The following is a 25,021-nucleotide window of genomic DNA, read 5'->3' on the forward strand; positions in this document are numbered from 1 at the left end:
TTTCATTGACAGCTATGCCAAATTGCGTTTAACTAATTGCCCCGCAGTATGCGCCCGGTTCGTCCCTGCTGCACAACATCCATATCCACCTCGTCCTTGCCATTCAATAAATTATCAATTTCCCTGATTTTTTCACTTTTGGAATACCCTTTGCCAAAACAGTCACCAAAAACATAACTGAAAAAACGGTATTCAAACAGACGGTTTTCCAATTTCGCTTTATGGGCCTTTAGCTTCTCGATTTGCCCGGTTGAAAGTTCACGTGGGGCATGCGTTATCGAAGCGCTTGCTTGTTCATGACGGGTGACCGATGCTTTTTCACTTCTTTCTGTTTTTTCAGGTGCCGGATTTGCAACAGCAGTCAACTTCACTGTGAAGGTTTCTGTGAACAACCCCCTTCTCACACTCAGTTGGATTGAGGCATGAGTAAAAGAGTCTTTAGAAACTAAAAATTGAGCCTTCCCCTCTTGTCCGGTGATAGCCAGATTTGCATTTACACTATGCTGATTCTCGTCCTGGTTTAGAATAGGGCAAGGGCGCCAGTTATTGTCAACCCATTCGCTAATATCATGCAGTTTATACATGGGTGTCCATCGCACTCGATACAACCCATTTACCGGATCTTTAAATAGTAAGAATGTAACATGTTTATCTCTACTCCAACGTTAGTCTAAATTTTACATCAGCAATATTAAGGAAAAATTATCGTTGTTAATATTCCCATAAGACAGAGAGAATACAATATGGCCACCATGTTAAATATATAGATACACTGCATGAGCAATATTCAAATTTACCTCGTTTTCAAGAAACCCCGTTTTTTTACTTCCGAACCCATCCTTGAGCAATTGAAAGCCTTTGCGGAACTGGGTTTCAGTGTGCCGCTGCAAAAGTTATTCATAGGGGACCCCACTAAGGGTTTACCTGCTCTTGGTTTTAAAGGTGAACGCCACCTTCAATTCCTGAGTCAACTCATTACCGAGTTAGAGGCGCTTCAGGCAATTGAAAAAATAGATACCAAAAAAGCACGGAGTGACTATTCAGTATTTGCTCATTATTTGCGGGTCAGGATAGGGTATAAAGAAACCGTTCAAAATCAACTGGGCAAGGAATTCCAACTGCTTACAGAGGAAGAACTCAATCAGGAAAGCAGTTTGTTACAAAATGTAACCACCCGTGCTCAACTTTTCAAAGAAAAAGTGCTTGCGCTGCGTGATAACGAATTACTTCAAAAAGCCATGCTGTATGTGCAAAGAGCCGGGGAGGTTTACCAGCAGGCACTCCGTGTTTTGCAAGCCATTGAAGAAACCGCACAACAGGCATTAAAGAAAAATGAGCCAGTCGAAAAAGACATCCAGTTTATCCAGGAAAAGATCCGCGCAATTGACACCCTGAGTGCTGCGTTTGACAAGCTGGGATTACAAAACGAACTTGACAGCTGCCATGATGCCAAAACGAAAGAGGAACTCACCGAACTGGTGAAGCTAATTCAGCAGGAAAAAGCAAAAGTTATCGCCACGGGTGAATTGGCGAAGCAGGCTTTATCCAAGGTTGTAAACCATAATGAATACCTGAACAGCAAAAACGCTGTGGTCGAAGAGAAATCGACCACAGCGGCTGAAATTATCGTCGAGCCCGAAGTCGTCGAAGAACAGCGTTCCCCAGTGGCCAATAACCCGACCGACGTTCCTGACGTAGACCAACGCCAGAAGACTGGACCGCAAGAGAATGCCCAAGCGCCCGAACAAGAGGATGAGTCGGTTTTAAAACACAGGGAAACCCTCAAACAACAACTGGTTATCCTCATGACACTCGTCAGCAATTATAAAACCCAGCTCGAGTCTGAGAAAAAGGATTTCGTTACCCGCTTCTTCCATCAGTCTCGAAAAGACAACAAAATTACTTACTGCACGCAGTTATTGTCTTCGTTTGAAAACACAGCGATTACGCCTGACAGTTCGCTCCAGGACATCGTTAATAAGGCGCATCAAAACGCGATAAAGAAAGTCGGCTCCCCCTCGCTGCTGACGGCCGGCGGCAGCTATATCGGCACCAGCCGCCTGCTTGCCGTGCAACGGCTGCTGGGAATTGAGGATGCCTGGAAGAAAGGCAAGTCGCGGTTTATTGCCACCACCCAGTCGGACTTTCATGGGTTAAAAACGACGGGGATTGTCGAAAACGTCAGGGGAGTTGTCGTCAACTTTTTTGCACGCGGGCAAGACGTTTCCCAATTTAAAGACCTCTGTGAAAAAGTGGCACCCGCAACACCCTCAAAAACCAGCAGCAAAACAGCGGTCTAATGACCGCCGCTGCTGATCAGGTTCTCTAACCCACACGGCTATACCCTGCATCGACAAACAGGGTATGGGCATTGATCATCGATGCCTCCGGCAGGCACAGCAGGAACACGGCATTGGCAACATCAGCCGGGGTTAACGGCCTGTCGGCCAGTGCGTGGGCCTGGTATTCATCCAACAGCTGTTCGCGGTTAGGGAAATGCTTCAACGCATCGGTATCGACTACACCAGCCGACACAGTATTGGCTGTGATGCCGTACTCTGCAAGCTCAAGACTTAATGAGCGCACCAGCGCTTCCAGTGCCGCTTTCGACGCACCAATAAAGGCATAATTGGGAATGGCGCGCTCTGCCCCGAGACTGGATAAGGCGATGACCCGCCCCCCGGCCGGCATGAGTTCACGGCCTTCGGAGACCAGGTGATTCAAAGCCAGGGCATTGGTTTCCATGCACCAGCGCCAATGCTTGGTCGACATGGTTAATGCCGGTTTTAACACCCCACTGGCGGCGTTACTGATTAAAAAATGCAACTGCTTGAAATGGTTACGGAATTGGACAAACATGTCTTTGACGGATTGATGATCCGCTACATTGGCCTGCAGGGCGACCGCTTTTCGTCCCATGGCTATTAGCTCATTCACCAGCTCATTGGCCTCATCGGAACTGTTGTAATACACAATGGCGATGTCACAGCCCGCCTGCGCCAGTTTCAAGGCCGTCGCCTTGCCTATCCCGCGGGCGCCGCCGGTTATCAGCGCCACTTTATCTGCAAAAATCAAACTCATTCGTCACCGTTTCATCAATAAAATTTGCCAAACTACAGCGAATTACCCTATTCTGTCAACGGCCAGTTGATAATCTCTCCTTGTCGAGGCGGTGCTAAATTTGTACCATCAGCAGAATCAGTAAAGAATGACAATGTCTCATGAACAATTCCTGGATAACGAGCGTTTTTCCCATTGCAGCTATTTTTTCGTTTCGCATGCTGGGACTTTTTATGTTAATCCCGGTTTTTACGGTCTTTGCAGGGCAGCTTGAAGGCGCTACCCCTGCCCTCATGGGCATAGCCCTGGGAAGTTACGGTTTAAGCCAGGGCTTGCTGCAGATGCCGTTTGGCCTGTTGTCGGATCGTTGGGGCAGAAAGCCTGTCCTGACCTTAGGCTTGTGCCTGTTCATTGCCGGCAGTATCCTGGGTGCCTTAACCAGCACTATCCATGGCATGATCGCGGCCCGAATTCTTCAGGGTACGGGCGCGATAGGCAGCGTGCTGATTGCCCTGCTTGCGGATTTAACGCCGGATGACCAGCGCACCAAAGCCATGGCGGTCATTGGCATGACCATCGGCACGTCGTTTAGTCTGGCCATGATTGTAAGCCCGGCCATTACCCACCATTATGGATTACCGGGTATTTTTTATTTGACGGCGCTTTTAGCCTTTGCAGGACTTGTCTTGCTGCACGGTGTTATTCCTACGCCGGCACGCGAACGGTTTCATCATGACAGCGAAACCAGCCCTTCGCTGCTGAAAACCGTCTTTTTCAATCCGCAGCTGCAACGATTGAACGCCGGTATTTTTCTGCAGCATTTCATATTGACCGCTACGTTTTATGCCGTCCCGCTCCTGCTTAAGCATCAGGTTAAATCCGACCACTTTGCCCAAGCCTGGCAATTTTACCTTCCGTTGATGATCATTGCTTTTATTGCCATGGTGCCGTTTATCATTCTGGCTGAAAAAAAGCGGCAGATGAAAGCGGTGTTTCTGGCTTCGGTGGCAACCAGCGGCATTGCCCAATTCCTGCTGGCAATTGGCGGGGACCACTGGCTGAGCTTATGGATTTTTATGCTGTTGTATTTCACCGCGTTCAACATCCTTGAGGCCGTCTTGCCCTCGCTGATTTCGCGCCAGGCCGATCCCCACAGTAAAGGCACGGCAATGGGTATTTATTCAAGCAGTCAGTTTTTGGGTATTTTTTCAGGCGGCACAACCGCGGGGCTGCTTTATCAGTATGCTGGCAACCAGGCCCTTTTTTATGTCAATGCCTTGCTTTGTATTGTGTGGCTGTTCATTGCTCGAACAATGAAACCGAATCGCTATTATTCGACGGTGATTATTAATTGTGAATCTTACGCGCCCGAGACATTAATCGCTGCCCTTTCGCAATTGCAACAATTGCCCGGCGTTAAGGAAGCCATTTTTGAACCGGATGAAAACGTGCTTTATTTACGCGTGGATCAACAGAATTACCAGTCAACCCGTGTTGAGGATTTCCTGGCGTCTCGCCCAGCGCCGTCTTCGATCAAAATCAACTAATTTGCATAAAATTACGCAGATTCAGGGTAAACCTACGCAAACCCAACGAGATTGGGTATAATGTTTGGCAACAAAAGCACCAGGAGAAAAGAATGGCACGCGGGATTAATAAAGTTATCCTGATTGGTAATGTGGGCGGCGATCCGGAAGTTCGATACATGCCCAATGGCAATGCGGTAACCACCTTATCCGTTGCAACCAGCGAAACGTGGAAAGACAAACAAACCGGCGATAAGCAGGAACGTACCGAATGGCACCGCGTGGTTTGTTTTAACCGTCTGGGCGAAATTGCCGGTGAATACTTGCGCAAAGGCTCCAAACTTTATGTCGAAGGCAGCTTACGCACCCGCAAATGGCAAGATCAACAAGGTCAAGACCGTTACACCACTGAAATTGTCGCCACGGACATTCAAATGCTCGATGGCAAAGGCGGTTCAGCCGGCGGCTTTGACGAGATGCCTGGCCAAACCATGGGCGCTCCAGCTTCGTCATCGCCTGCGCGTAAGAGTCAGCACCAGACCGCAGCCCAGGATGCCTTTGACGAACTGGATGATGACATCCCATTTTGAAAAACCACCGTCCGTCCTAACCTCGCTTCGAGGTTAGGCCAGCATGCCGTTCATCTCATTCGATAGGTCTCACCAGTGCCCTCTTCGTCTATACTCATTCAATGAACGAGTTCCTTTCTTATATCCACCACTGGGACCTGCTTCCCGATGGCGAACCTATTATTACCCACACCAGCAGGCTGCTTCCGGTTCTTTATAATCACCAGCCAGCGATGCTGAAAATAGTCACGATAGAGGAAGAACAACGCGGTGGGGAACTCATGGTTTGGTGGCATGGGCAAGGGGCAGCCCGCATCCTGGCACATCATCAGCAAGCCTTTTTAATGGAGCGTTCGATGACACTCCCCTGCCTTATTCAGCTGGTCAAACAAGGAAACGACACTGAAGCCAGTCGAATTCTGTGTGGCGTGGTAAAACAACTGCATTCGGCTTCATCGCCTGAGCATCCACCCAGACTCGTATCACTTTGCGACTGGTTCAAGGCCTTAGAGCCTGCTGCAGCAAATTATGGTGGAATATTCAGCAAGGCACTGGTTGCAACCAGGGGGTTGTTAAACAATCCTCGCGACCAGGTCGTACTGCATGGGGATATCCATCACCGCAATGTCCTTTATTTTGGTAACCGCGGCTGGCTGGCCATTGATCCCAAAGGCCTGATTGGCGAGCGGGGGTTTGATTACGCGAATCTTTTTTGTAATCCGGATCATCAAACCGCCACGACCCCCAACCGTTTGCAAAATCAGCTTAGGGTTGTCGCCGAAGCGTCTCAATTGGAGCCCACTCGCTTGCTGAAATGGATTCTGGCATACGCCGGGTTGTCTGCCGCCTGGCACCTCGAGGATGGAAGCAACCCTGAGTTGGCTTTACAAGTGGCAGAAATTGCTTCTTCGGTATTGGATTCTAATCCATGAGCAGGATCCATTAAGCCCGATGGCGCACACTTTCAATTCCTGAATCAAATGAATTGACAAGTCCAAAAAACCAGCATAAAAGTCATTTTTTTGTAATAGATGAGGCACGAATGGTCCCCTGCAGTAATGCATTCAAACAATTAATTTTTCCTGGTGATTATTGGATACCGACCACCATTAGGCAATCATTCCTACCTTCTTTAAAAATTGGCATGGGTAGTCATTATGCCTGATTCTCTGCATCGTGCCGCCAATTATCTAGCCGCTCGAAAAGCATGCCAATATGCTCGTCGTTTTGTCGTGAAAGGAGCCACACAAGGCATTAACAACACCTATACATCCCAACAAAGGGTTAGTTTGGAGAGTGCGGTTTCCGATCTGAGGGAATGTTCTTTGGCTAAGGATCCTTATAATCTTGAGACCGACCTTTCCATACACATTTTCTACAAAGTGACCGAACTCTGCAAAAAATTCTCCTTGGGCAACTGTTTCGAATTGTCACTCCTCTCACTGGAATACCTGGTAATGAATGAGCCTGATGTCAGGGCTGAGGTTTTTACACTAAGCGGTGGAGATCATACTTTTCTGGTAGTGGGCCGTAATCCTGCAAGCCAGATCCACTCACCCGAGACATGGGGTAAAAATGCATTTTTCTGTGATCCCTGGGCTAACAAAGTATACCCTGCACACAAATACCCCATCCATTTAAGAAACCATTACTCAAGAACCTACTTAAACAACACAACAGAGGATTTCCTTAATCACACCGAAAAATTCGACAAAACCCGCCATGTCTTTAAGCGCATGGATACGTTGACAACAACCTATCTTAGAACAGCAGATGCCCCTTTACATAAACAACAAATAAAAAGTCTGTTTGAACAAAGGGCCACCAGTATTCAGCACGCCATCCAATCATTGATTGCCGCTCTGCAACCCATCGCCCAATCAATAGAAGAAGAGTACGGCGCTCAAGATGCTAAACACGTCATGATTAAGCGTTTAGTCAGCGAGCTTACTGTGCAAATTGACTGCATCACCGCCATTATGAAGCAGGGCATAGATTTTAAAGAGTCTTACCTTAACGTTCGCATGACATTACAGGATTACCTTAAAGAACACACAATCCGATACTGGAAGTCGATGATCTTATCGGAAAGCGATAGAAACACACTCTTCACTTACCATTATCCCTTATCACCCAAGACCATCTGGATGCAATTTTTTCAAATCCCACCTAAAACGGCCGCAAAAGTAATGGATCGTTTAGAGAAGGCCCAAGATGAGTTGCAAGCGCACCTGCATCCATTCTAGCCGCGGAACCTCGGCACTGGATGTCTATCCGTCGCAGTGGTTTAGCCTCTCCCCCTGGGGTGCCCGCCTGCGTGGGCAACACAGGAGAAGTGAGGGTGGTAGAAGCCGCCAAGGCAAATCCATTTGATGTCTTGTAGGAGGGAAATCATTCGGTGACCCTCGGGCCTAATCCCCAAACAAAAACAACAGGGATAGCACTCAGGTTGTATCCCATAGTTAATTGATTGGGCCTCACCTCTATAGGCGATAGACACCGAACACAAGGGAAAACAGAAGTCATAAAAAAAACCCGCCGAAGCGGGTCTTATAAGCTAATAAATCAGTTATTCATCGGAATCTGATTCAACGGGTCGATCAACCAACTCAATAATAGCCATAGGTGCATTATCACCCGGTCGAAAGCCGCATTTTAAAACACGTACATAACCACCAGGACGCTCAACATAACGCGGACCCAAGGTAGTAAATAACTTGCCCACAGCACTTTTTGAACGAAGACGATCAAATACATGACGTCTACTGGCAACTGAATCCTTTTTGCTGACAGTAATCAATGGCTCAATGAACTTTCTTAATTCTTTCGCTTTTGGCAATGTAGTTTTAATTAATTCATGCTCAATCAAAGAACAGCACATGTTTGAGAACATGGCTTTTCTGTGACTGCTTGTACGGCTAAAACTACGGCCTGTGTTACGGTGACGCATGGGTAAGACTCCTACTATTAATCGCCAAGGTTAGCTGGCGGCCAATTCTCAAGTTTCATCCCTAATGATAAAGATCGTGATGCAAGAACATCTTTAATTTCGGTAAGGGATTTCTTTCCTAAATTGGGTGTTTTTAATAATTCATTTTCTGTTTTTTGCACCAGGTCACCGATAAAATAGATATTTTCTGCCTTCAAGCAATTAGCAGAACGGACCGTCAATTCCAAATCATCTACCGGTCTTAATAACACTGGATCAAAATCATTACGCTCTTTGTTATCGGAACGCGACTCCTCAAACTTCATGTCCACAAAAGCATGCAATTGCCTTTGCAGGATCGAAGCAGAGATGCGAATCGCTTCTTCAGGATCCAAAGTACCGTTCGTCTGTAAATCGATCGTTAACTTATCCAGGTCAGTTCGATTTTCAACGCGAGCGCTATCCACAAAATAAGCGACTTTGATAACAGGCGAAAACGTATTATCAATTTTTAATTTACCTACAGAACGATGCTCAGCTTCATCGTCAAAATGACGAATGAATGAATCAGTGGAATGGAAGCCTACACCGCGTTCCACTTTCAGAGTCATGTTCAGTTTGCCATTTTCATTCAAATGGGCAATAACCAGATCAGGATTTACAATTTCGATGCCGTGGGTTAATTCAATATCCCCTGCAGTCACGACGCCCGGACCTTGTTTGCTCAGAGTCAGGTGCGCTTCCTGTCCGACGGTCATCTTGATAGCAACCTGCTTCAAGTTTAACAGAATATCGACAACATCCTCCTGTACGCCTTCAATAGTGCTGTATTCATGTAATACACCATCGATAGAAACTTCTGTAATCGCGCTTCCCGGCATAGAGGACAAGAGAATGCGTCTCAACGCATTTCCAAGCGTGTGGCCATAGCCACGCTCAAGAGGCTCCAATACGATACGAGCATGATTAAGCGTTTCTGATTGTACTTTCAGTACAGATGGCGTCAGCATTTCATTTATTTCAGTATACATTCGGCTAGTCTCCGAGCTTACTTAGAGTAAAGTTCTACAACTAAATTAACATTATAGGATGAAGACAAGTCATTTAATGTGGGTGCCGTTGCAAAAGTACCCTTAAAAGCACTGCTATCAACAGTTAACCAATCGCACGCACCACGTTGCTCAGACAAGGCAACTGCCGCTTGAATACGACCCTGGCTTTTTGCCTTCTGACGCACAGAAACGATGTCACCTGCTTTAAGCAGATAAGAAGGAACATTAACCAACTCATCATTTACCAGAATAGCCTTGTGAGAGACCAATTGTCGAGCTTCAGCACGAGTACTGGCAAATCCCATGCGATAAACGACGTTATCAAGACGGCTTTCCAGCAGAACCATCAGGTTTTCACCTGTCGCACCTTTCTGACTTGCTGCCTTTTTGTAATAGTTTCGGAATTGCTTTTCCAACACACCATACAAACGGCGGATTTTTTGTTTTTCACGCAATTGTAAACCGTAATCACTTAAACGTGGTCGATTACCACCGTGTTGACCAGGCAATTTTTCAGATTTACATTTTGATTTATGGTCGCGTACGCCACTTTTTAAATAGAGGTCTGTTCCTTCTCTACGAGATAGCTTACACTTTGGACCAAGATATCTAGCCATTAATTACTCCTGAATCTCTTAAACACGTCGTTTTTTAGGTGGTTTGCATCCATTATGAGGTATGCCTGTCACATCAGTAATTTCAACAATTTTGAAATCCTGCGCTATCAATTCGCGAATAGTGGATTCACGACCGGGGCCAGGTCCATGGACGAACACTGCGACAGACTTCATACCATATTCCTTTGCAACCGCAGAAGCCCTTTCAGTAGCAACCTGAGCAGCATAAGGGGTACTTTTTCTTGAACCACGGAAGCCTGAACCCCCGGAGGTTGCCCAACATAATGCATTACCCTGACGATCAGTAAACGTAACAATCGTATTGTTGAATGATGCGTGAACATGTACGATTCCATCAGAAACGACACGTTTAACTTTTTTTCTAGTCTTTTGCTTTGCCATCTTATTATCCTAAATTAATTACTTGTACCTTTACGGCGACCTTTTCGTGTACGAGCATTGGTTTTCGTACGTTGGCCCCGTAGCGGTAAGCCTCTGCGGTGACGCAACCCGCGGTAACAACCCAGGTCCATAAGACGCTTGATATTCATTGTAACAACACGACGCAAATCACCTTCAACAGTCATCTTGGCAATTTCAGTACGCAACGCTTCCAGCTTTTCTTCAGACAGTTGCGAAACTTTGGTTGCGGTGTCAATGCCAACCGCCTCACACAATTTTTTTGATGTGGTTTTGCCAATTCCGTAAATCGACGTAAGTGCAATCACTATGTGTTTGTGATCCGGTATATTCACACCTGCAATACGAGCCATTAAAATCTCTCCGAACGTTATTTTGTTCTGCCAGAAAGGGACAGAAGAATACTATTTTATTGATCCAAAATCAAGCAGGAATTTAACCTTGCTTTTGCTTATGCCTTGCGTCTTTACAAATAACTCGTATAGTTCCGCTACGCTTAATAATTTTACAGTTACGGCAAATTCGTTTAACTGATGCTCTAACTTTCATTAATAACTCCGATAATAATCATAAAAGACCGGGCAACTTAGTCCCTTTAAAATTGGCCTTTTTCATCAATGAATCATATTGCTGTGTCATCAAATGGGCTTGTACTTGCGCAACAAAATCCATAATTACAACGACGATGATTAAAAGTGAAGTTCCGCCAAAATAAAAAGGCACATGCCAGGTATACATCAAAATTTGTGGCAATAAGCAAACCAGTACCAGATAGATAGCTCCGATTAAAGTCAGTCGAGTCATCACGGAATCAATGTATCGGGTCGTTTGTTCACCAGGCCGTATGCCGGGAATATAGGCGCCGGATTTTTTCAAATTTTCAGCTGTATCCTTTGGATTGAAGACCAACGCTGCATAGAAAAATGCAAAGCCAATGATCGCAATCGCGTACACAATTAAATACAGCGGTTGACCAGGTGATAAAGCCATTCCTACATCAGCAAGCCAACTCATCCCTTTGGTTTTAGAGAAAAACTGAGCTAACGTTGCGGGCAGTAAAATAATACTGGAAGCAAAAATCGGCGGAATAACTCCTGACATATTAATCTTCAGCGGCAAGTGACTGGTCTGTGCAGCATAAACTTTGCGGCCATGCGTACGCTGTGCATAATTAACACGAATACGACGCTGCGCTCGCTCCATGAACACTACAAAGCCGGTAACCACGACGACAATAATACCAATCAGAACCAATGACAATCCCTGCATCTGCCCTTCACGCACTTGCTGAAACACCGAGGCAATGGCATTGGGCATGCTGGATACGATACCTGAGAAAATAATTAATGAGATACCGTTTCCGACCCCCTTCTCAGTAATTTGCTCTCCCAACCACATGAGAAACATGGTTCCTGTGACTAACGTCACAACAGAGGTAAAATAGAAAAAGAAATCAGGGTTAAGTGCAATATGCTGACCAGCCAACCATCGAGACATACCTAATGACTGGAAAATTGCCAGCAACAACGTCAAGTAACGTGTGTATTGATTAATCTTGCGACGACCAGTTTCACCCTCTTTTTTTAATTGTTCCAACTTAGGTGAAACAACTGAAAAGAGCTGAATGATAATTGATGCGGAGATATAAGGCATAATTCCAATCGCGAACACTGTCACACGGGATAATGCACCGCCCGAGAACATGTTGAATAAACCAAAAATGGTATTCTGTTGCTCACCAAAGAAATTTGCCAGCTTTTGTGGATCCAGACCAGGGACCGGAATATGAGCCCCTAACCGATAAACGAGGATTGCTAAAACCACAAAAGTTAATCTAGCCTTCAATTCAGCCAATCCACCCCTGGATTGGCCAGCTATTTGCCTCGCATTATTCATAGTCACTCTTCTATGCTTCCGCCAGCCTGCTCAATTGCACTGCGAGCACCTTTCGTAACACGCAATCCTTTTAATTTGACAGGGACAGTGATTTCACCAGAATGAATGATTTTAACGCTTTGAATTGCACGGCTGATTAATCCAGCTGCGCGCAAGACTTCGATATCAATCACTTCTGATTTAATACCAGCCAACTCTGACAAAGTTACTTCGTCGACCGTTTTCGCAATTCGAGACTTGAAACCCATCTTGGGTAATCGTCTCTGAATTGGCATTTGACCGCCTTCAAAATTAATCTTATGGAATCCGCCAGCGCGAGCTTTTTGCCCTTTATGGCCTTTACCACTGGTTTTACCCAGACCGGATCCAATACCACGACCAAGACGACGTTTAGATGGTCTGGAACCTGGATCAGGAGAAAGTGTATTTAAATTCATTATGCACATTCCTCAACTTGCAACATATAGTTAACTGCATTAATAAGACCGCGAATAGCAGGAATGTCTTTATGAACGACACTGCTGTTTAACTTTCCAAGGCCTAATTGCTTGACTATAGCGATATGTTTAGGCTTTCTACCGATAGTACTTTTGACTAAGGTGATTTTTAAATTTTTACTTTTGCTCATGATTAGTCTGCCATTATCTCTTCAACAGTTTTACCGCGTTTGGCGGCCACATAATCTGGCGTACCGATATGAGTCAAAGCACCAATCGTTGCTCGAACAATATTGCTTGGGTTAGTCGAACCAATGCTCTTTGCAGAAATATTTTGTACACCCAGAACTTCCAATACTGCACGCATTGCACCACCAGCAATAATACCGGTACCTTCACTTGCAGGCTTCATGAATACTTTCGATGCGCCATAGCTCCAGGTAATTTCGTGATGAATGGTTTTTCCTGCCAAGGGAATGTAAGTCATGTTCTTTCTGGCTTGCTCCATCGCTTTTTGGATAGCAATAGGAACTTCACGCGCTTTACCACGTCCATACCCGACCTTTCCTTTGCCATCGCCAATAACAACAAGAACAGCAAAACCAAATACACGTCCACCTTTCACTACTTTTGCTGTACGAGTAACCGATACTAACTTTTCTTGGTATCCATCACTCATTTTTTGATCTTCAACAAATGCCATAACCGTTCCTTAAAAATTCAAACCAGCTTCGCGGGCGCCGTTGGCCAATGCCTTAACACGGCCATGATATTTATATCCGGCACGGTCGAATGAAACGTCAACGATTTGTTTCGCCTTAGCACGCTCACCAAGCAATTTACCAACTTGCTGTGCCTGTTCAACTTTCGTTCCAGACAGGGAAGATTTTAACTCTTTATCCACTGTTGAAGCAGACACCAGAGTGACATCACCTTTTTCGCTGCGAACAACAATTTGAGAGTAAATATGGGACGCACTGCGATAAACAACTAATCGTGGACGATTAGAGCTTTTCAACACTGCTTTCGCTTTTAAACCACGTCTAATACGTGCAACCTGCTTTTTCATGATCTAAACCTTATTTCTTCTTGGCTTCTTTACGAGCAATCTGTTCGCCAGCAAATTTAACGCCCTTACCCTTGTAAGGCTCTGGCGGTCTGAAGGCTCTGATCTCAGAAGCTGCCTGACCTAACAATTGCTTATCAATACCACGTAAAATGATTGTCGTATTGTTTGGGGTTTCGGCCGTAACACCAGCAGGCAAAGCGTATTCTACTGGGTGGGAAAAACCTAAAGACAATGTTAATGATTTTCCTGCCGCCTGGGCACGGTATCCAACACCAACAAGTTCAAGTGTCACATCAAAACCAGTCGTGACACCCTTCACCATATTATTAACCAATGCTCTGGTTGTCCCAGCCTGGGCCCATCCATTCGGATCATTCGAGGCGGGTTTAAAGAGTATCAGATTGGCATCATCATCACTTGGAGCCACACTGACATGCTTATTTAAATGTTGTGTAAGTTCCCCTTTAGGACCTTTAACTGTTAATTGGTCTTTAGCCACCTGAAGCTGAACATTGGCAGGCAGTCGGACTGGGGCTTTTGCTACTCTAGACATAATTTTCCTCGCAACTATTAGGCTACTTCACAGAGCACTTCGCCGCCAACCCCATTCGTTTTGGCCGCCTTGTGAGTCATGACGCCTTTTGAGGTAGACAGGATAGCCACACCGAAACCAGAGACTGATCGTAAATCTTTAGATGATTTATATACTCTTAAACCAGGTCTGCTGATACGTAAAATACGCTCAATAACCGGACGTCCATGGTAGTATTTAAGATTAATGGTCATGGACTTCAGATTATTCGCCAAAGGCTCAACAGAATAGTCAAGAATATAACCTTCTTCTTTTAATACTCGAGCAATCTCTTCTTTCAATTTGGATGAAATTAAAGAGACACTCTGATGTTTAGCTTGTTGACCATTGCGAATTCGTGTCAACATATCAGCTACTGGATCATGCATACTCACAGTTGTTCTCCATAGAATAAAAATTACCAGCTGGACTTGCGGCCGCCTGTGACATTGCCAGTCATGAGTTCCTGTCTTAAGCAAATTCTGCATAAACCAAACTTACGATAAACGGCATGAGGTCGACCACATTGCTGGCAACGTGTAGTGTGTCTGACAGGATTTGAATTTAATGGCAGCTTGGCTAATTTTGCCTGAGCATCCATAATTGCATCAAAATCCTGAGAAGATTTAATTAAAACTTTTAATTCTTTTCTGCGCTCTGCGTATTTTTCTATTAATGCTTCCAAGTTTTTAGTTTTTTCGAGCTTCGATTTTCTAGCCACAATAATACCCTTCTTAGTGTTTGTCTCTGTCTTTCAAAGGCAAATTGAATGCTTCTAGTAAAGCCTTTGCTTCTTCATTGGTTTTTGCACTTGTAGTAATACAAATGTCCAAACCGCGAATACCATCAGTCTTATCGTAGTCAATTTCAGGAAAAACGATTTGCTCATGAATACCCATACTGTAATTACCAGTACCATCGAAGGACTTGGGGTTCAAACCACGGAAGTCTCTTACACGGGGCAAGGTAATAGTAATCAGTCTGTCCAGGAACTCATACATGCGCTTACGGCGCAGAGTCACTTTACAGCCAATTGGCCAACCTTCACGAATTTTGAATCCGGCAATTGATTTTCTTGCCTTGGTCACAACTGGTTTTTGGCCTGAAATAAGGGTCATGTCTTTCACAGCGTGTTCCATGACTTTTTTATCACCAACCGCTTCGCCGACACCCATATTCAATGTAATTTTAGTAATCTTGGGAACTTCCATTACACTTTTATAGCCGAACTTTTTCATCATTACTTCGACTATTCTATCTTTATATAACTCTTCAAGTCTTGCCATTTCAGCCACCTAATTAGACCAAATCAATAACTTCGTTATTGGATTTAAAGTATCTTACTTTGATGTTATTGCCATCTTTTTCAATAAATTTAAAACCAACTTTGTCAGCTTTTTTGGATACTGGGTTATACATTGCCACGTTAGATACATCTAAAGCAGCCTCCAGCGAAACAATACCGCCCTTTTGGTTAATTTGAGGATTAGGCTTAACATGTTTCTTGATCAGGTTCGCTCCTTCAACAACGATACCTTTATCACTAACACGTTTGACTTTACCGACATGGCCTTTACTTTTTCCGGCGATAACAATGACAGTATCACCTGATCTAATACGCTTCATATCTAATCCTTCTTACAAAACTTCTGCAGCTAAAGAGATGATTTTCATAAATCGTTCTCTAAGCTCACGAGTAACCGGGCCAAATATACGTGTTCCAATAGGCTCGTCCTGGTTATTCAGCAATACAGCTGCGTTACCATCAAAACGGATGAGCGAACCATCATCACGACGAACACCTTGACTGGTTCTCACGACTACGGCCTTCATTACCGCACCCTTTTTTACTTTACTACGTGGAATTGCATCTTTAATGCTTACTTTAATAACATCACCGACACGAGCATAGCGTCTGTGTGAACCACCAAGCACCTTGATACACATCACTTTGCGTGCGCCGCTGTTGTCTGCAACATCAAGCACAGTCTGCATTTGTATCATTCTTATCTCCAGCTCTAAATTTCGACCAGAAAAAGGTTGCTGATTATATCAGCCCTTCTGGAATTTTAAAAGTGATCAAGTGAAATTAAGAAATAACTTCGACTAAAACCCAACTTTTTGTTTTAGAGAGGGGTCTAGATTCGCGTATTCTTACGGTATTACCAATTTGTCCAACTTGCTGTTCATCATGAGCGTGCAGCTTTGTTCTGCGCTTCATAATTTTTCCGTATTTCGGATGCTTTACAGTCCTTTCTACCATGACAACAATAGTTTTTTGCATTTTATTGCTAACAATTTTACCAACTATTGTTCTTGCGTTTGATTCACTATTTGACATCACTCTTTCCAACCTTTTCTGTCATAATGGTTTTAACTCTCGCCACCGCTCTTCTGACTTGAGAAACAAGATGGGTCTTATCTAAAGAACCATTTGCCTTCTTCATACGCAGTTCAAACTGTTTTTTGCGCAGAGTTAATAATTCGGCGTTCAGTTCGTCAGATGATAAATTTCTAAGCTCTTCAATCTTTTTCATTACATCACCGTTCTTTCTTCAAATATAACCTTGAAAGGTAGTTTGGCTTTAGCAAGATTAAACGCTTCCATAGCCAATTCTCTGGTAACGCCTTCCATTTCAAACAACACTTTACCGGGTTGAACCTGGGCAACCCAGTATTCAACATTACCTTTACCCTTACCCTGTCGGACTTCGAGAGGCTTTTGAGTAATTGGCTTGTCAGGAAATACACGAATCCAGATTTTACCACCACGCTTAATATGGCGGGTCATGGCTCGACGAGCAGCCTCAATCTGTCGCGCAGTCAAACGGCCACGCTCAAGTGCTTTCAAACCAAATTCCCCAAAGCTTACTTTACTGCCGCGTTGGGCAAGTCCGCGGTTGCGGCCTTTCATTTGTTTACGATATTTTGTACGTTTAGGCTGTAGCATGATTAAAAATCCTCACTCATTTACTGCTTTCAGCATTACGATTCTTTTGGGGCAGAATTTCGCCTTTGAAAATCCAGACTTTAACACCGATGATGCCATAAGTTGTCTTGGCTTCTGCAGTTCCGTAATCAACATCTGCACGGAATGTATGCAATGGCACACGGCCTTCACGATACCACTCACTTCGGGCAATCTCAGCACCACCGAGACGACCACTTACGCAAATCTTGATACCTTTAGCGCCTGCCTTCATTGCTGAAGTGACTGCACGCTTCATTGCTCTTCTGAACATGACGCGTTGCTCCAACTGCTGAGCAATGCCTTCGGCTACGAGCGTTGAATCCAGCTCAGGCTTACGTACTTCTTCAATGTTCAAATGAACAGGTACACCCAGTTGTTTGGCTATATCGCCGCGCAGAGATTCAATACCACCGCCTTTCTTGCCGATAATAACGCCAGGGCGAGCAGTATGAATAGTAACAACTGCATTATTAGCCGGGCGCTCAATCTGAATACGGCTAACGGCTGCAGCCATTAATTTTTTCTTAAGATCTTTTCTTAAGTTAATATCCTGATTAAGCAATCGGCCATAATCTCTACTGGCATACCACTTGGAATTCCAGTCTCTAATAATACCTAAACGGATACCTATAGGGTTTACTTTCTGTCCCATTGCTATTCCTCGTCAGACACTTTTATAGTGATATGGCATGTACGTTTGCAGATGCGATTGGCACGACCCTTTGCTCTTGGGCTAATGCGCTTTAATGTCATCGCTTCATCGACACAAATCATACCTACTTTTAATTCGTCAATATCAGCACCGTTGTTGTTTTCCGCATTCGCAATAGCAGACTCCAACAATTTCAGCATTAACTGGGCGCCTTTTTTAGGAGTAAAACGTAACACGTCTAACGCTCCTGAGACATCCATTTTGCGAATCATGTTTGCAACCAATCTGCCTTTTTGGGCAGACAATGGTGCATTTCTTAATTTAGCTGTAACTTCCATCATTGCCTCTTACTTACCTTTGGCTTTTCTGTCGCCAGAGTGGCCTTTGAATGTACGAGTCATAGCAAACTCACCTAATTTATGACCGACCATATTGTCAGTAATGAACACAGGAACGTGATCCTTACCATTATGAACAGCCAATGTCAGATCAATCATCTCAGGTGTTATTGTTGAACGTCTTGACCAGGTCTTAATTGGTTTTTTTGATTTTGACGCAATAGCCGCTTCAACTTTTGCTAACAGATGACCATCAACGAAGGGACCTTTTCTAATAGAACGTGGCACTGTGATATCCTCTTAACTAATTATTTCTTCTTGCGACCTCTGACGATGAAACGGTCAGTGCGCTTGTTACTACGGGTTTTATAGCCTTTGGTAGGTACACCCCATGGAGTAACCGGATGTCTACCACCTGAAGTTCTACCCTCACCACCACCATGTGGGTGATCAACCGGGTTCATGGCCACACCACGTACAGTGGGTCGAATACCACGCCAACGTTTTGCACCTGCTTTACCTAAAGATCTTAAGCTGTGCTCGCTGTTGCTTACTTCACCAATGACAGCTCTGCAGGCGGTCAATACTTTACGCATTTCACCTGAACGAAGTTTTAAAGTGGCATAAGCCCCTTCTTTAGCAACGATTTGACCGCTGCATCCAGCACTTCTTAACAGTTGCGCGCCTTTACCCGGCTTCATTTCCACGCAATGAATTGTGGTACCAACAGGGATATTACGCAGCGGCAAACAGTTTCCTGTGCTGATCGGCGAGTCTTCACCACTCACAATCGTTTGGCCTGCTTCCAGACCTGCTGGAGCAATGATATAACGACGTTCACCGTCTTTATAGACGATAAGGGCAATTAATGCTGAACGGTTGGGATCATACTCAATACGTTCAACACGGGCTTCAATGCCGTCTTTATTGCGTTTAAAATCAATAATACGGTACTTGGCACGCACACCTCCACCAATGTGGCGGACAGTAATACGGCCCTGGTTATTTCGACCACCCGTTTTGTTTAATTTTTCAACCAGAGCAGAATGGGGTTGACCCTTATGGATATGATGGTGGACAACCCGTAATTCACCGCGTTTTCCTGGTGATGTTGGTTTCGATTTTAATAATGCCATCTTAATCTGCCTTATTCTGTCACTGTAAAGTCAATATCATGACCTTCATGTAATGCTACAAATGCTTTTTTCCAATCGTTTCGCTTGCCACTTAACTGCTTGAAGCGCTTGTTTTTGCCTTTAACGTTCATGACTGTCACGCTTTTAACCTTGACTTTAAACATTTGCTCGACAGCCTGTTTAATTTCCTGTTTGGTCGCAGTCTTTAAAACTTTAAACGTGAATTGCTTGAACTTGTCAGCCATTACAGTTGCTTTTTCAGAGGTGTGTGGTTCTTTGAGAACCATTAATAAGCGCTCTGCATTCATTGTAACAACTCCTCTAAACTCTTCACTGCATCGCCAGTCATTAATACTTTCTCGAATCGCAGCAGGCTAACCGGATCAACCGTGTTAACGTCGCAAATATCATATTGATGCAGATTGCGAGAAGCCAAATATTCATGCTCACCCACTTCATTCATCACAATTAATGCATTGGATAAATTCAAGTCCTTCATTTTAGACAGAAAATCTTTGGTCTTATGCGTTTTACACTCAAAATCGCTAACTACAACCAGACTGTCTGTTCGGTGAAGTTCGGAGATTATACTACGCAAAGCACGTTTGTACATTTTTTTGTTAAGTTTTTGCGAATAATCTCGTTTCTTTGATGCAAACGTGACACCACCAGAACGCCAGATTGGACTACGAATCGTACCTGCTCTAGCACGCCCCGTTCCTTTTTGACGCCATGGCTTTTTGCCACCACCTCTTACTTCAGAACGTGTTTTTTGGGCGCTGTTACCGCTGCGCGCGTTGTTCATGAATGTAACAACCGCTTGATGAATCAAGCCTTCATTGTAACGATAATCAAAAACATCATCACTTACGCTAAGAGCAGTGTTTGTATCTTTTGTCTTAAGTTCCATTATTTGCCCCTTACTTGCTTCTTAACCGCGGGCCTTACTTCAATTCGTGCACCAGGGCATCCGGGAATGGCACCCTTAATCAAAAGAAGATTACGGTCACTATCAACACGAACCAACTCCAGGCTTTGAGTCGTGCAACGCACATTACCCAAGTGGCCTGCCATTTTCTTACCTTTGAACACGCGTCCAGGTGTCTGGTTTTGACCAATAGAACCTAGAACACGGTGAGATCGGGAGTTACCGTGCGTAGCATCCTGAGTACGGAAATTATGGCGTTTTACACCACCGGCGAAACCCTTACCTTTGGTAATCCCGGATACATCAACATATTGTCCGGCAGTAAAAACATCAGCAACAGACAGGGTTTGCCCCACACTGTAACCATCTAATGCTTCAACTGGAAATTCACACATCATGTCACCAGCTTCAATTTGCGCTTTGGCAAAATGGCCAGTTAAAGGCTTGCTTACATGGCTTGCCTTTTTTGTTCCAGCAGTAATTTGAATTGCTGTGTAACCATCAGTCTCAAGCGTTTTAAGTTGAGAAATACGGTTAGGCAATACCTCAACTACAGAAACAGGTACAGATACACCTTCATCTGTAAAAATTCGTGTCATGCCTACTTTTCGGCCTACTAACCCATTAGTCATTGTAACACCTCGTTAATATCCCTGGCCCGGATTATTCATCATCCAGGCTAATCTGAACGTCAACCCCGGCAGCCAAATCAAGCTTCATTAGCGCATCAACCGTCTTCTCAGTGGGATGTACAATGACAACAAGGCGTTTATGGGTACGTAATTCGTATTGATCACGCGCATCTTTGTTAACATGCGGTGAAATCAATACAGTAAATTTCTCTTTCTTAATTGGCAAAGGTATTGGCCCACGGATTTGTGCGCCAGTACGTTTTGCTGTTTCTACGATTTCGCGAGTTGACGAATCAATCAAGCGATGATCAAATGATTTCAGACGAATCTTGATATTTTGTTGGTTACTCATTTTACTCACTCGATGATTTTAGCAACAACACCCGCACCTACGGTACGGCCACCTTCACGAATCGCGAAACGCAGACCTTCGTCCATCGCGATGGGTGAATGAAGATTTACGGTCATCTGGACGTTGTCTCCAGGCATAACCATCTCAACACCTTGCGGCAGATCACAGGAACCGGTTACGTCAGTTGTTCGGAAATAGAACTGTGGACGATAGCCGTTGAAAAATGGCGTATGGCGACCACCTTCATCTTTTGACAGAACGTAAACTTCTGCTTCAAACTTGGTGTGCGGCTTGATCGTGCCTGGCTTCGCCAGCACCTGACCACGCTCCACTTCATCACGCTTCGTACCACGTAACAGCACGCCCACGTTGTCGCCTGCTCGCCCTTCGTCAAGCAACTTACGGAACATCTCAACGCCAGTGCACGTTGTCTTCTGAGTATCACGAATACCCACAATTTCAACTTCTTCACCGACTTTAACAATACCGCTCTCTACACGTCCAGTCACTACTGTACCGCGACCAGAAATAGAGAATACGTCTTCAATCGGCAACAGGAACGGCTTGTCAATGTTACGCACAGGCTCGGGAATGTAGGAGTCCATTGTCTCAACCAGTTTAACAATCGCTGGCACTCCAATCTCGCTGGTATCGCCTTCTAATGCTTTTAATGCAGAACCAACAACAATAGGAATATCATCACCGGGGAATTCATAACTGCTCAGAAGGTCGCGCACTTCCATCTCAACCAGCTCTAATAACTCAGGATCGTCAACCATGTCGGCTTTGTTCATGAACACAACAATGTACGGTACACCAACCTGACGAGACAACAGAATGTGTTCGCGTGTTTGAGGCATCGGACCATCCGCAGCGGAAACCACCAGTATCGCTCCATCCATCTGAGCAGCACCCGTAATCATGTTCTTCACATAATCCGCGTGTCCTGGGCAGTCAACGTGGGCATAGTGTCGGTTCGTGGATTCATATTCTACGTGCGCCGTAGATATCGTAATCCCTCGCTCTCTTTCTTCCGGTGCAGCATCGATCTGGTCGTATGCTTTTGCCGTGCCGCCATGCAGGCCTGCCATAATCGTTGTAATCGCTGCCGTCAGCGTTGTCTTTCCATGGTCTACGTGACCAATCGTTCCAACGTTTACGTGTGGCTTCTTACGCTCAAACTTTTCCTTCGCCATTTCTCTATACCTCGTTAACTTTAACTTTTATTGTTTCTTGATGATCGCTTCAGCAATGTTATTAGGAGCTTCTGCATAGCGTGAAAACTCCATGGAGTAGGTTGCTCTACCCTGTGTTGCCGAACGTACATCGGTTGCATATCCAAACATTTCAGCCAAAGGCACTTCCGCTCGGATGACTTTTCCTGCAGGAGAGTCTTCCATACCCTGAACCAACCCACGACGTCTGTTGAGATCACCCATCACATCACCCATGTAATCTTCAGGTGTAACGACCTCGACACTCATAATCGGTTCAAGCAGAACAGGTTTCGCTTTTGCGGCTCCTTGTTTGAAACACTGAGAACCAGCAATTTTAAATGCCATCTCACTGGAATCCACTTCGTGGAAAGATCCATCAAACAGAGTCACTTTAACATCGACTACTGGATACCCTGCAATAACACCATTTTGCATCTGTTCCTGGATACCCTTGTCAACTGCCGGAATGTATTCTTTGGGAATCACACCACCGACAATGGCATTGACAAACTCGTACCCTGCCCCTGCCTCGTTTGGCTCAATTTTAAGCCATACATGTCCATACTGACCACGGCCGCCTGATTGGCGAACGAATTTACCTTCCTGTTCAACAGAGGCTTTAATCGTTTCGCGGTAGGCAACCTGTGGCTTCCCAACATTCGCTTCCACGTTAAATTCACGCTTCATGCGATCCACAATAATCTCAAGATGTAACTCACCCATTCCCTGAATAATTGTTTGTCCTGACTCTTCATCAGTATGAACACGGAATGAGGGGTCTTCCTGAGCCAGCTTACCTAGCGCAATCGACATCTTTTCCTGGTCAGCTTTGGTTTTTGGTTCTACGGCAACCGCAATCACTGGATCAGGAAAGTCCATTCTTTCAAGAATAACCACTGAATCAGAATCACAAAGGGTATCACCCGTAGTTACGGTTTTTAAGCCAACTGCTGCAGCAATATCACCCGCGCGAACTTCTTTGATTTCTTCACGGGAGTTGGCATGCATTTGAAGGAGACGGCCAATACGCTCTTTTTTACCTTTAACCGAGTTGTATATCGTGTCACCGCTTTTAAGCACACCTGAATAAGTTCGAAAATAGGTCAATGTCCCAACAAAAGGGTCCGTAGCAATTTTAAATGCCAACGCAGAGAACGGTTCGTCATACGATGCTCTACGTCGAATCTCTTCGCCATGCTCGTCGTGTCCTTTAATAGCCGGAATGTCTATCGGTGAAGGCAGATAGTCAACAACGCCATCCAATACAGCCTGAACCCCTTTATTTTTAAAGGCTGAACCACAGAAGACAGGTACCATCTTATTGGCAATGGTCCGTTGTCTCAATGCTTTTTTGATTTCCTCTTCCGTGAACTCGGCGCCTTCCAGGTATTTCTCCATTAGCTCTTCAGATGCTTCGGCAGCGGCTTCGATGATTAAGCCGCGGTATTCCTCACATTGGGCAAGCATAGTGTCCGGAATTGGCTTGTATTCAAAAGACATGCCTTTGTTTTCTTCATCCCAATGAATGGCCTTCATTTTAATTAAGTCAACCACACCAACAAAGGCTTCTTCAGCACCAATTGGCATTTGAACGACAACAGGATTTGAACCCAGGCGTTGTTTAATTTGACTGACTACGCGCAAGAAGTTTGCACCCATACGGTCCATTTTATTGACAAACACAACGCGTGGAACACCGTATTTGTCAGCCTGACGCCATACGGTTTCAGATTGCGGTTCAACTCCAGACACGGCATCAAACACCACCACAGCCCCATCGAGAACGCGTAACGAACGCTCCACCTCAATCATAAAATCAACGTGCCCTGGCGTATCAATAATATTAATACGATGGCGAGCATATTGCTTGTCCATTCCAGCCCAGTAACACGTCGTAGCTGCAGAGGTAATCGTGATTCCGCGTTCCTGCTCCTGAACCATCCAGTCCATGGTTGCAGCGCCATCATGCACTTCGCCAATTTTATGTGACATACCGGTGTAATACAGAACACGCTCGGTGGTTGTTGTCTTACCAGCATCCACGTGGGCGGCAATACCGATGTTTCTGTATAGTTCTAACGGAGTAGACACGACGTAACCTCTCTGTTAATTCCATCTAAAATGTGCGAAAGCCTGGTTAGCTTTGGCCATTTTATGAGTGTCTTCACGTTTTTTCACAGCAGAACCCTTGCTTTCGAATGCATCGATTAATTCGCCTGCCAACCGTAACATCATTCCCTTTTCGCCGCGTGAACGGGCAGCCTGGACTATCCAGCGCATGCCAAGCGCAATGCTTCTATCCATACGAACTTCAACAGGAACCTGGTAGGTCGCACCGCCGACTCGTCTTGAGCGCACTTCCACACTGGGTCTTACGTTATCAAGGGCCTGCTCGAAGTAATGAAGAACATTAGCGGAACCAGCACTGGATGAACCAGACTCGCTGTCTTCGTCGTTCTTTTTGCTTTTTTTAATGCGCTCATTCAAGAGATCAAGGGCGCCATAGGTAATCTTTTCGGCAGTTGATTTTTTACCGCTTACCATCAGGACGTTAATAAATTTGGCTAAAAGTTCGCTATGATGCTTTGGATCAGGCAAAATTTCGCGTTTGGGTACTTCTCTTCTTCTTGGCATTTCAATTTCCTACAA

Annotated in this window: 38 protein-coding genes; 5 read left to right on the forward strand and 33 right to left on the reverse strand. The window is 44.9% G+C overall.

The genetic code is table 11. The features are described from left to right. Window positions 1-32: 32 nt before the first annotated feature. The gene (locus GH742_RS13640) at window positions 33-584 is read right to left on the reverse strand and encodes a hypothetical protein (RefSeq protein ID WP_203455425.1); all 552 of its coding nucleotides are present in this window, start codon (window positions 582-584) and stop codon (window positions 33-35) included. Window positions 585-776: 192 nt separating this feature from the next. Between GH742_RS13640 and GH742_RS13645 the strand changes: the two genes are divergently transcribed. Further along, window positions 777-2,300: a hypothetical protein gene (locus GH742_RS13645; protein WP_203455426.1), complete on the forward strand. Its 1,524-nt coding sequence runs from the start codon at window positions 777-779 to the stop codon at window positions 2,298-2,300. Window positions 2,301-2,325: 25 nt separating this feature from the next. On the opposite strand, the gene fabL is transcribed toward GH742_RS13645, so the two are convergent. Next, on the reverse strand, window positions 2,326-3,081 hold the full coding sequence (fabL, locus tag GH742_RS13650; protein WP_203455427.1) for an enoyl-[acyl-carrier-protein] reductase FabL: 756 nt from the start codon (window positions 3,079-3,081) through the stop codon (window positions 2,326-2,328). A gap of 140 nt (window positions 3,082-3,221) precedes the next feature. Between fabL and GH742_RS13655 the strand changes: the two genes are divergently transcribed. The 4 genes from GH742_RS13655 (at window position 3,222) to GH742_RS13670 (ending at window position 7,401) form a co-directional block, all read left to right on the forward strand. After that, entirely contained in the window at window positions 3,222-4,607 is a 1,386-nt protein-coding gene (locus GH742_RS13655) for an MFS transporter (RefSeq protein WP_203455428.1), read from the forward strand. Window positions 4,608-4,699: 92 nt separating this feature from the next. Further along, window positions 4,700-5,176 (forward strand): single-stranded DNA-binding protein, encoded by a 477-nt coding sequence (gene ssb / locus GH742_RS13660; RefSeq protein WP_203455429.1) that lies wholly within the window; start codon window positions 4,700-4,702, stop codon window positions 5,174-5,176. A 101-nt stretch (window positions 5,177-5,277) separates the two neighbouring features. Further along, window positions 5,278-6,087: an aminoglycoside phosphotransferase family protein gene (locus tag GH742_RS13665; protein WP_203455430.1), complete on the forward strand. Its 810-nt coding sequence runs from the start codon at window positions 5,278-5,280 to the stop codon at window positions 6,085-6,087. Between the two features lie 225 nt (window positions 6,088-6,312). After that, on the forward strand, window positions 6,313-7,401 hold the full coding sequence (locus GH742_RS13670) for a hypothetical protein (RefSeq protein WP_203455431.1): 1,089 nt from the start codon (window positions 6,313-6,315) through the stop codon (window positions 7,399-7,401). A 323-nt stretch (window positions 7,402-7,724) separates the two neighbouring features. Here the strand turns inward: GH742_RS13670 and rplQ are convergent, their stop codons facing one another. From rplQ to rpsG, 31 genes are all read right to left on the reverse strand, one after another. Continuing rightward, a complete protein-coding gene (gene rplQ, locus GH742_RS13675; RefSeq protein ID WP_058532460.1) occupies window positions 7,725-8,105 on the reverse strand; it encodes a 50S ribosomal protein L17 in 381 nt (126 codons plus the stop codon). A 17-nt stretch (window positions 8,106-8,122) separates the two neighbouring features. Beyond that, a complete protein-coding gene (gene rpoA, locus GH742_RS13680; RefSeq protein WP_203455432.1) occupies window positions 8,123-9,115 on the reverse strand; it encodes a DNA-directed RNA polymerase subunit alpha in 993 nt (330 codons plus the stop codon). A gap of 17 nt (window positions 9,116-9,132) precedes the next feature. Continuing rightward, window positions 9,133-9,753, reverse strand: a complete 621-nt coding sequence (rpsD, locus tag GH742_RS13685) for a 30S ribosomal protein S4 (protein ID WP_203455433.1) — start codon at window positions 9,751-9,753, stop codon at window positions 9,133-9,135. 18 nt (window positions 9,754-9,771) lie between these two features. Next, complete coding sequence (rpsK, locus tag GH742_RS13690; protein WP_108335305.1) at window positions 9,772-10,155, reverse strand: 30S ribosomal protein S11; 384 nt, start codon at window positions 10,153-10,155, stop codon at window positions 9,772-9,774. A 14-nt stretch (window positions 10,156-10,169) separates the two neighbouring features. Continuing rightward, window positions 10,170-10,526, reverse strand: a complete 357-nt coding sequence (gene rpsM, locus GH742_RS13695; RefSeq protein ID WP_108294389.1) for a 30S ribosomal protein S13 — start codon at window positions 10,524-10,526, stop codon at window positions 10,170-10,172. Window positions 10,527-10,608: 82 nt separating this feature from the next. Continuing rightward, window positions 10,609-10,722, reverse strand: a complete 114-nt coding sequence (gene rpmJ / locus GH742_RS13700) for a 50S ribosomal protein L36 (RefSeq protein ID WP_010946099.1) — start codon at window positions 10,720-10,722, stop codon at window positions 10,609-10,611. Window positions 10,723-10,740: 18 nt separating this feature from the next. Next, window positions 10,741-12,069 (reverse strand): preprotein translocase subunit SecY, encoded by a 1,329-nt coding sequence (secY, locus tag GH742_RS13705; RefSeq protein ID WP_203455434.1) that lies wholly within the window; start codon window positions 12,067-12,069, stop codon window positions 10,741-10,743. A 2-nt stretch (window positions 12,070-12,071) separates the two neighbouring features. Next, on the reverse strand, window positions 12,072-12,506 hold the full coding sequence (gene rplO, locus GH742_RS13710) for a 50S ribosomal protein L15 (RefSeq protein WP_203455435.1): 435 nt from the start codon (window positions 12,504-12,506) through the stop codon (window positions 12,072-12,074). Then, window positions 12,506-12,697 carry a 50S ribosomal protein L30 gene (rpmD, locus tag GH742_RS13715; protein WP_058532466.1) on the reverse strand — a complete coding sequence of 64 codons (192 nt, stop codon included), beginning with the start codon at window positions 12,695-12,697 and terminating at the stop codon, window positions 12,506-12,508. The genes rplO and rpmD overlap by 1 nt, the downstream gene beginning before the upstream one ends. Window positions 12,698-12,699: 2 nt before the next feature. Then, window positions 12,700-13,209, reverse strand: coding sequence for a 30S ribosomal protein S5 (gene rpsE, locus GH742_RS13720; protein ID WP_058532467.1), 510 nt, complete (start codon window positions 13,207-13,209; stop codon window positions 12,700-12,702). A 9-nt stretch (window positions 13,210-13,218) separates the two neighbouring features. Next, window positions 13,219-13,575: a 50S ribosomal protein L18 gene (rplR, locus tag GH742_RS13725; RefSeq protein ID WP_203455436.1), complete on the reverse strand. Its 357-nt coding sequence runs from the start codon at window positions 13,573-13,575 to the stop codon at window positions 13,219-13,221. A gap of 10 nt (window positions 13,576-13,585) precedes the next feature. Next, the gene (gene rplF / locus GH742_RS13730; protein ID WP_203455437.1) at window positions 13,586-14,128 is read right to left on the reverse strand and encodes a 50S ribosomal protein L6; all 543 of its coding nucleotides are present in this window, start codon (window positions 14,126-14,128) and stop codon (window positions 13,586-13,588) included. A 17-nt stretch (window positions 14,129-14,145) separates the two neighbouring features. Beyond that, a complete protein-coding gene (rpsH, locus tag GH742_RS13735; protein WP_058532470.1) occupies window positions 14,146-14,541 on the reverse strand; it encodes a 30S ribosomal protein S8 in 396 nt (131 codons plus the stop codon). Between the two features lie 23 nt (window positions 14,542-14,564). Next, window positions 14,565-14,870 carry a 30S ribosomal protein S14 gene (gene rpsN / locus GH742_RS13740; protein WP_370569565.1) on the reverse strand — a complete coding sequence of 102 codons (306 nt, stop codon included), beginning with the start codon at window positions 14,868-14,870 and terminating at the stop codon, window positions 14,565-14,567. Between the two features lie 10 nt (window positions 14,871-14,880). Then, window positions 14,881-15,432, reverse strand: coding sequence for a 50S ribosomal protein L5 (rplE, locus tag GH742_RS13745; RefSeq protein WP_203455438.1), 552 nt, complete (start codon window positions 15,430-15,432; stop codon window positions 14,881-14,883). 13 nt (window positions 15,433-15,445) lie between these two features. Then, window positions 15,446-15,772 carry a 50S ribosomal protein L24 gene (gene rplX / locus GH742_RS13750; RefSeq protein ID WP_108294377.1) on the reverse strand — a complete coding sequence of 109 codons (327 nt, stop codon included), beginning with the start codon at window positions 15,770-15,772 and terminating at the stop codon, window positions 15,446-15,448. A 12-nt stretch (window positions 15,773-15,784) separates the two neighbouring features. Continuing rightward, the gene (gene rplN, locus GH742_RS13755) at window positions 15,785-16,150 is read right to left on the reverse strand and encodes a 50S ribosomal protein L14 (RefSeq protein WP_058483721.1); all 366 of its coding nucleotides are present in this window, start codon (window positions 16,148-16,150) and stop codon (window positions 15,785-15,787) included. Window positions 16,151-16,235: 85 nt separating this feature from the next. Continuing rightward, window positions 16,236-16,487, reverse strand: coding sequence for a 30S ribosomal protein S17 (rpsQ, locus tag GH742_RS13760; RefSeq protein WP_058532473.1), 252 nt, complete (start codon window positions 16,485-16,487; stop codon window positions 16,236-16,238). Further along, complete coding sequence (rpmC, locus tag GH742_RS13765; RefSeq protein WP_203455439.1) at window positions 16,477-16,683, reverse strand: 50S ribosomal protein L29; 207 nt, start codon at window positions 16,681-16,683, stop codon at window positions 16,477-16,479. Before rpmC ends, rpsQ begins: the two co-directional genes overlap by 11 nt. Further along, a complete protein-coding gene (rplP, locus tag GH742_RS13770; protein WP_058532475.1) occupies window positions 16,683-17,096 on the reverse strand; it encodes a 50S ribosomal protein L16 in 414 nt (137 codons plus the stop codon). The genes rpmC and rplP overlap by 1 nt, the downstream gene beginning before the upstream one ends. A 16-nt stretch (window positions 17,097-17,112) precedes the next feature. After that, window positions 17,113-17,769, reverse strand: a complete 657-nt coding sequence (gene rpsC, locus GH742_RS13775; RefSeq protein ID WP_058532476.1) for a 30S ribosomal protein S3 — start codon at window positions 17,767-17,769, stop codon at window positions 17,113-17,115. A gap of 2 nt (window positions 17,770-17,771) precedes the next feature. After that, the gene (gene rplV / locus GH742_RS13780) at window positions 17,772-18,107 is read right to left on the reverse strand and encodes a 50S ribosomal protein L22 (RefSeq protein ID WP_108294519.1); all 336 of its coding nucleotides are present in this window, start codon (window positions 18,105-18,107) and stop codon (window positions 17,772-17,774) included. Window positions 18,108-18,116: 9 nt separating this feature from the next. Beyond that, a complete protein-coding gene (gene rpsS, locus GH742_RS13785; protein WP_058526618.1) occupies window positions 18,117-18,395 on the reverse strand; it encodes a 30S ribosomal protein S19 in 279 nt (92 codons plus the stop codon). Window positions 18,396-18,415: 20 nt separating this feature from the next. Further along, window positions 18,416-19,243: a 50S ribosomal protein L2 gene (gene rplB / locus GH742_RS13790; RefSeq protein WP_203455440.1), complete on the reverse strand. Its 828-nt coding sequence runs from the start codon at window positions 19,241-19,243 to the stop codon at window positions 18,416-18,418. Between the two features lie 11 nt (window positions 19,244-19,254). Further along, window positions 19,255-19,551 carry a 50S ribosomal protein L23 gene (gene rplW / locus GH742_RS13795; protein WP_203455441.1) on the reverse strand — a complete coding sequence of 99 codons (297 nt, stop codon included), beginning with the start codon at window positions 19,549-19,551 and terminating at the stop codon, window positions 19,255-19,257. Next, window positions 19,548-20,153, reverse strand: a complete 606-nt coding sequence (gene rplD, locus GH742_RS13800) for a 50S ribosomal protein L4 (RefSeq protein WP_203455442.1) — start codon at window positions 20,151-20,153, stop codon at window positions 19,548-19,550. Before rplD ends, rplW begins: the two co-directional genes overlap by 4 nt. Next, entirely contained in the window at window positions 20,153-20,803 is a 651-nt protein-coding gene (gene rplC, locus GH742_RS13805) for a 50S ribosomal protein L3 (protein WP_203455443.1), read from the reverse strand. The genes rplD and rplC overlap by 1 nt, the downstream gene beginning before the upstream one ends. 31 nt (window positions 20,804-20,834) lie before the next feature. Further along, the gene (gene rpsJ, locus GH742_RS13810) at window positions 20,835-21,155 is read right to left on the reverse strand and encodes a 30S ribosomal protein S10 (RefSeq protein ID WP_058526623.1); all 321 of its coding nucleotides are present in this window, start codon (window positions 21,153-21,155) and stop codon (window positions 20,835-20,837) included. A gap of 5 nt (window positions 21,156-21,160) precedes the next feature. Continuing rightward, complete coding sequence (gene tuf / locus GH742_RS13815) at window positions 21,161-22,351, reverse strand: elongation factor Tu (RefSeq protein ID WP_108294347.1); 1,191 nt, start codon at window positions 22,349-22,351, stop codon at window positions 21,161-21,163. 27 nt (window positions 22,352-22,378) lie between these two features. Further along, window positions 22,379-24,463: an elongation factor G gene (gene fusA, locus GH742_RS13820; RefSeq protein WP_203455444.1), complete on the reverse strand. Its 2,085-nt coding sequence runs from the start codon at window positions 24,461-24,463 to the stop codon at window positions 22,379-22,381. Between the two features lie 15 nt (window positions 24,464-24,478). After that, window positions 24,479-25,006, reverse strand: coding sequence for a 30S ribosomal protein S7 (rpsG, locus tag GH742_RS13825; protein WP_203455445.1), 528 nt, complete (start codon window positions 25,004-25,006; stop codon window positions 24,479-24,481). Window positions 25,007-25,021 lie beyond the last annotated feature (15 nt).

This window comes from Legionella sp. MW5194 (genome assembly GCF_016864235.1).
Taxonomy (GTDB): Bacteria; Pseudomonadota; Gammaproteobacteria; order Legionellales; family Legionellaceae; genus Legionella_C.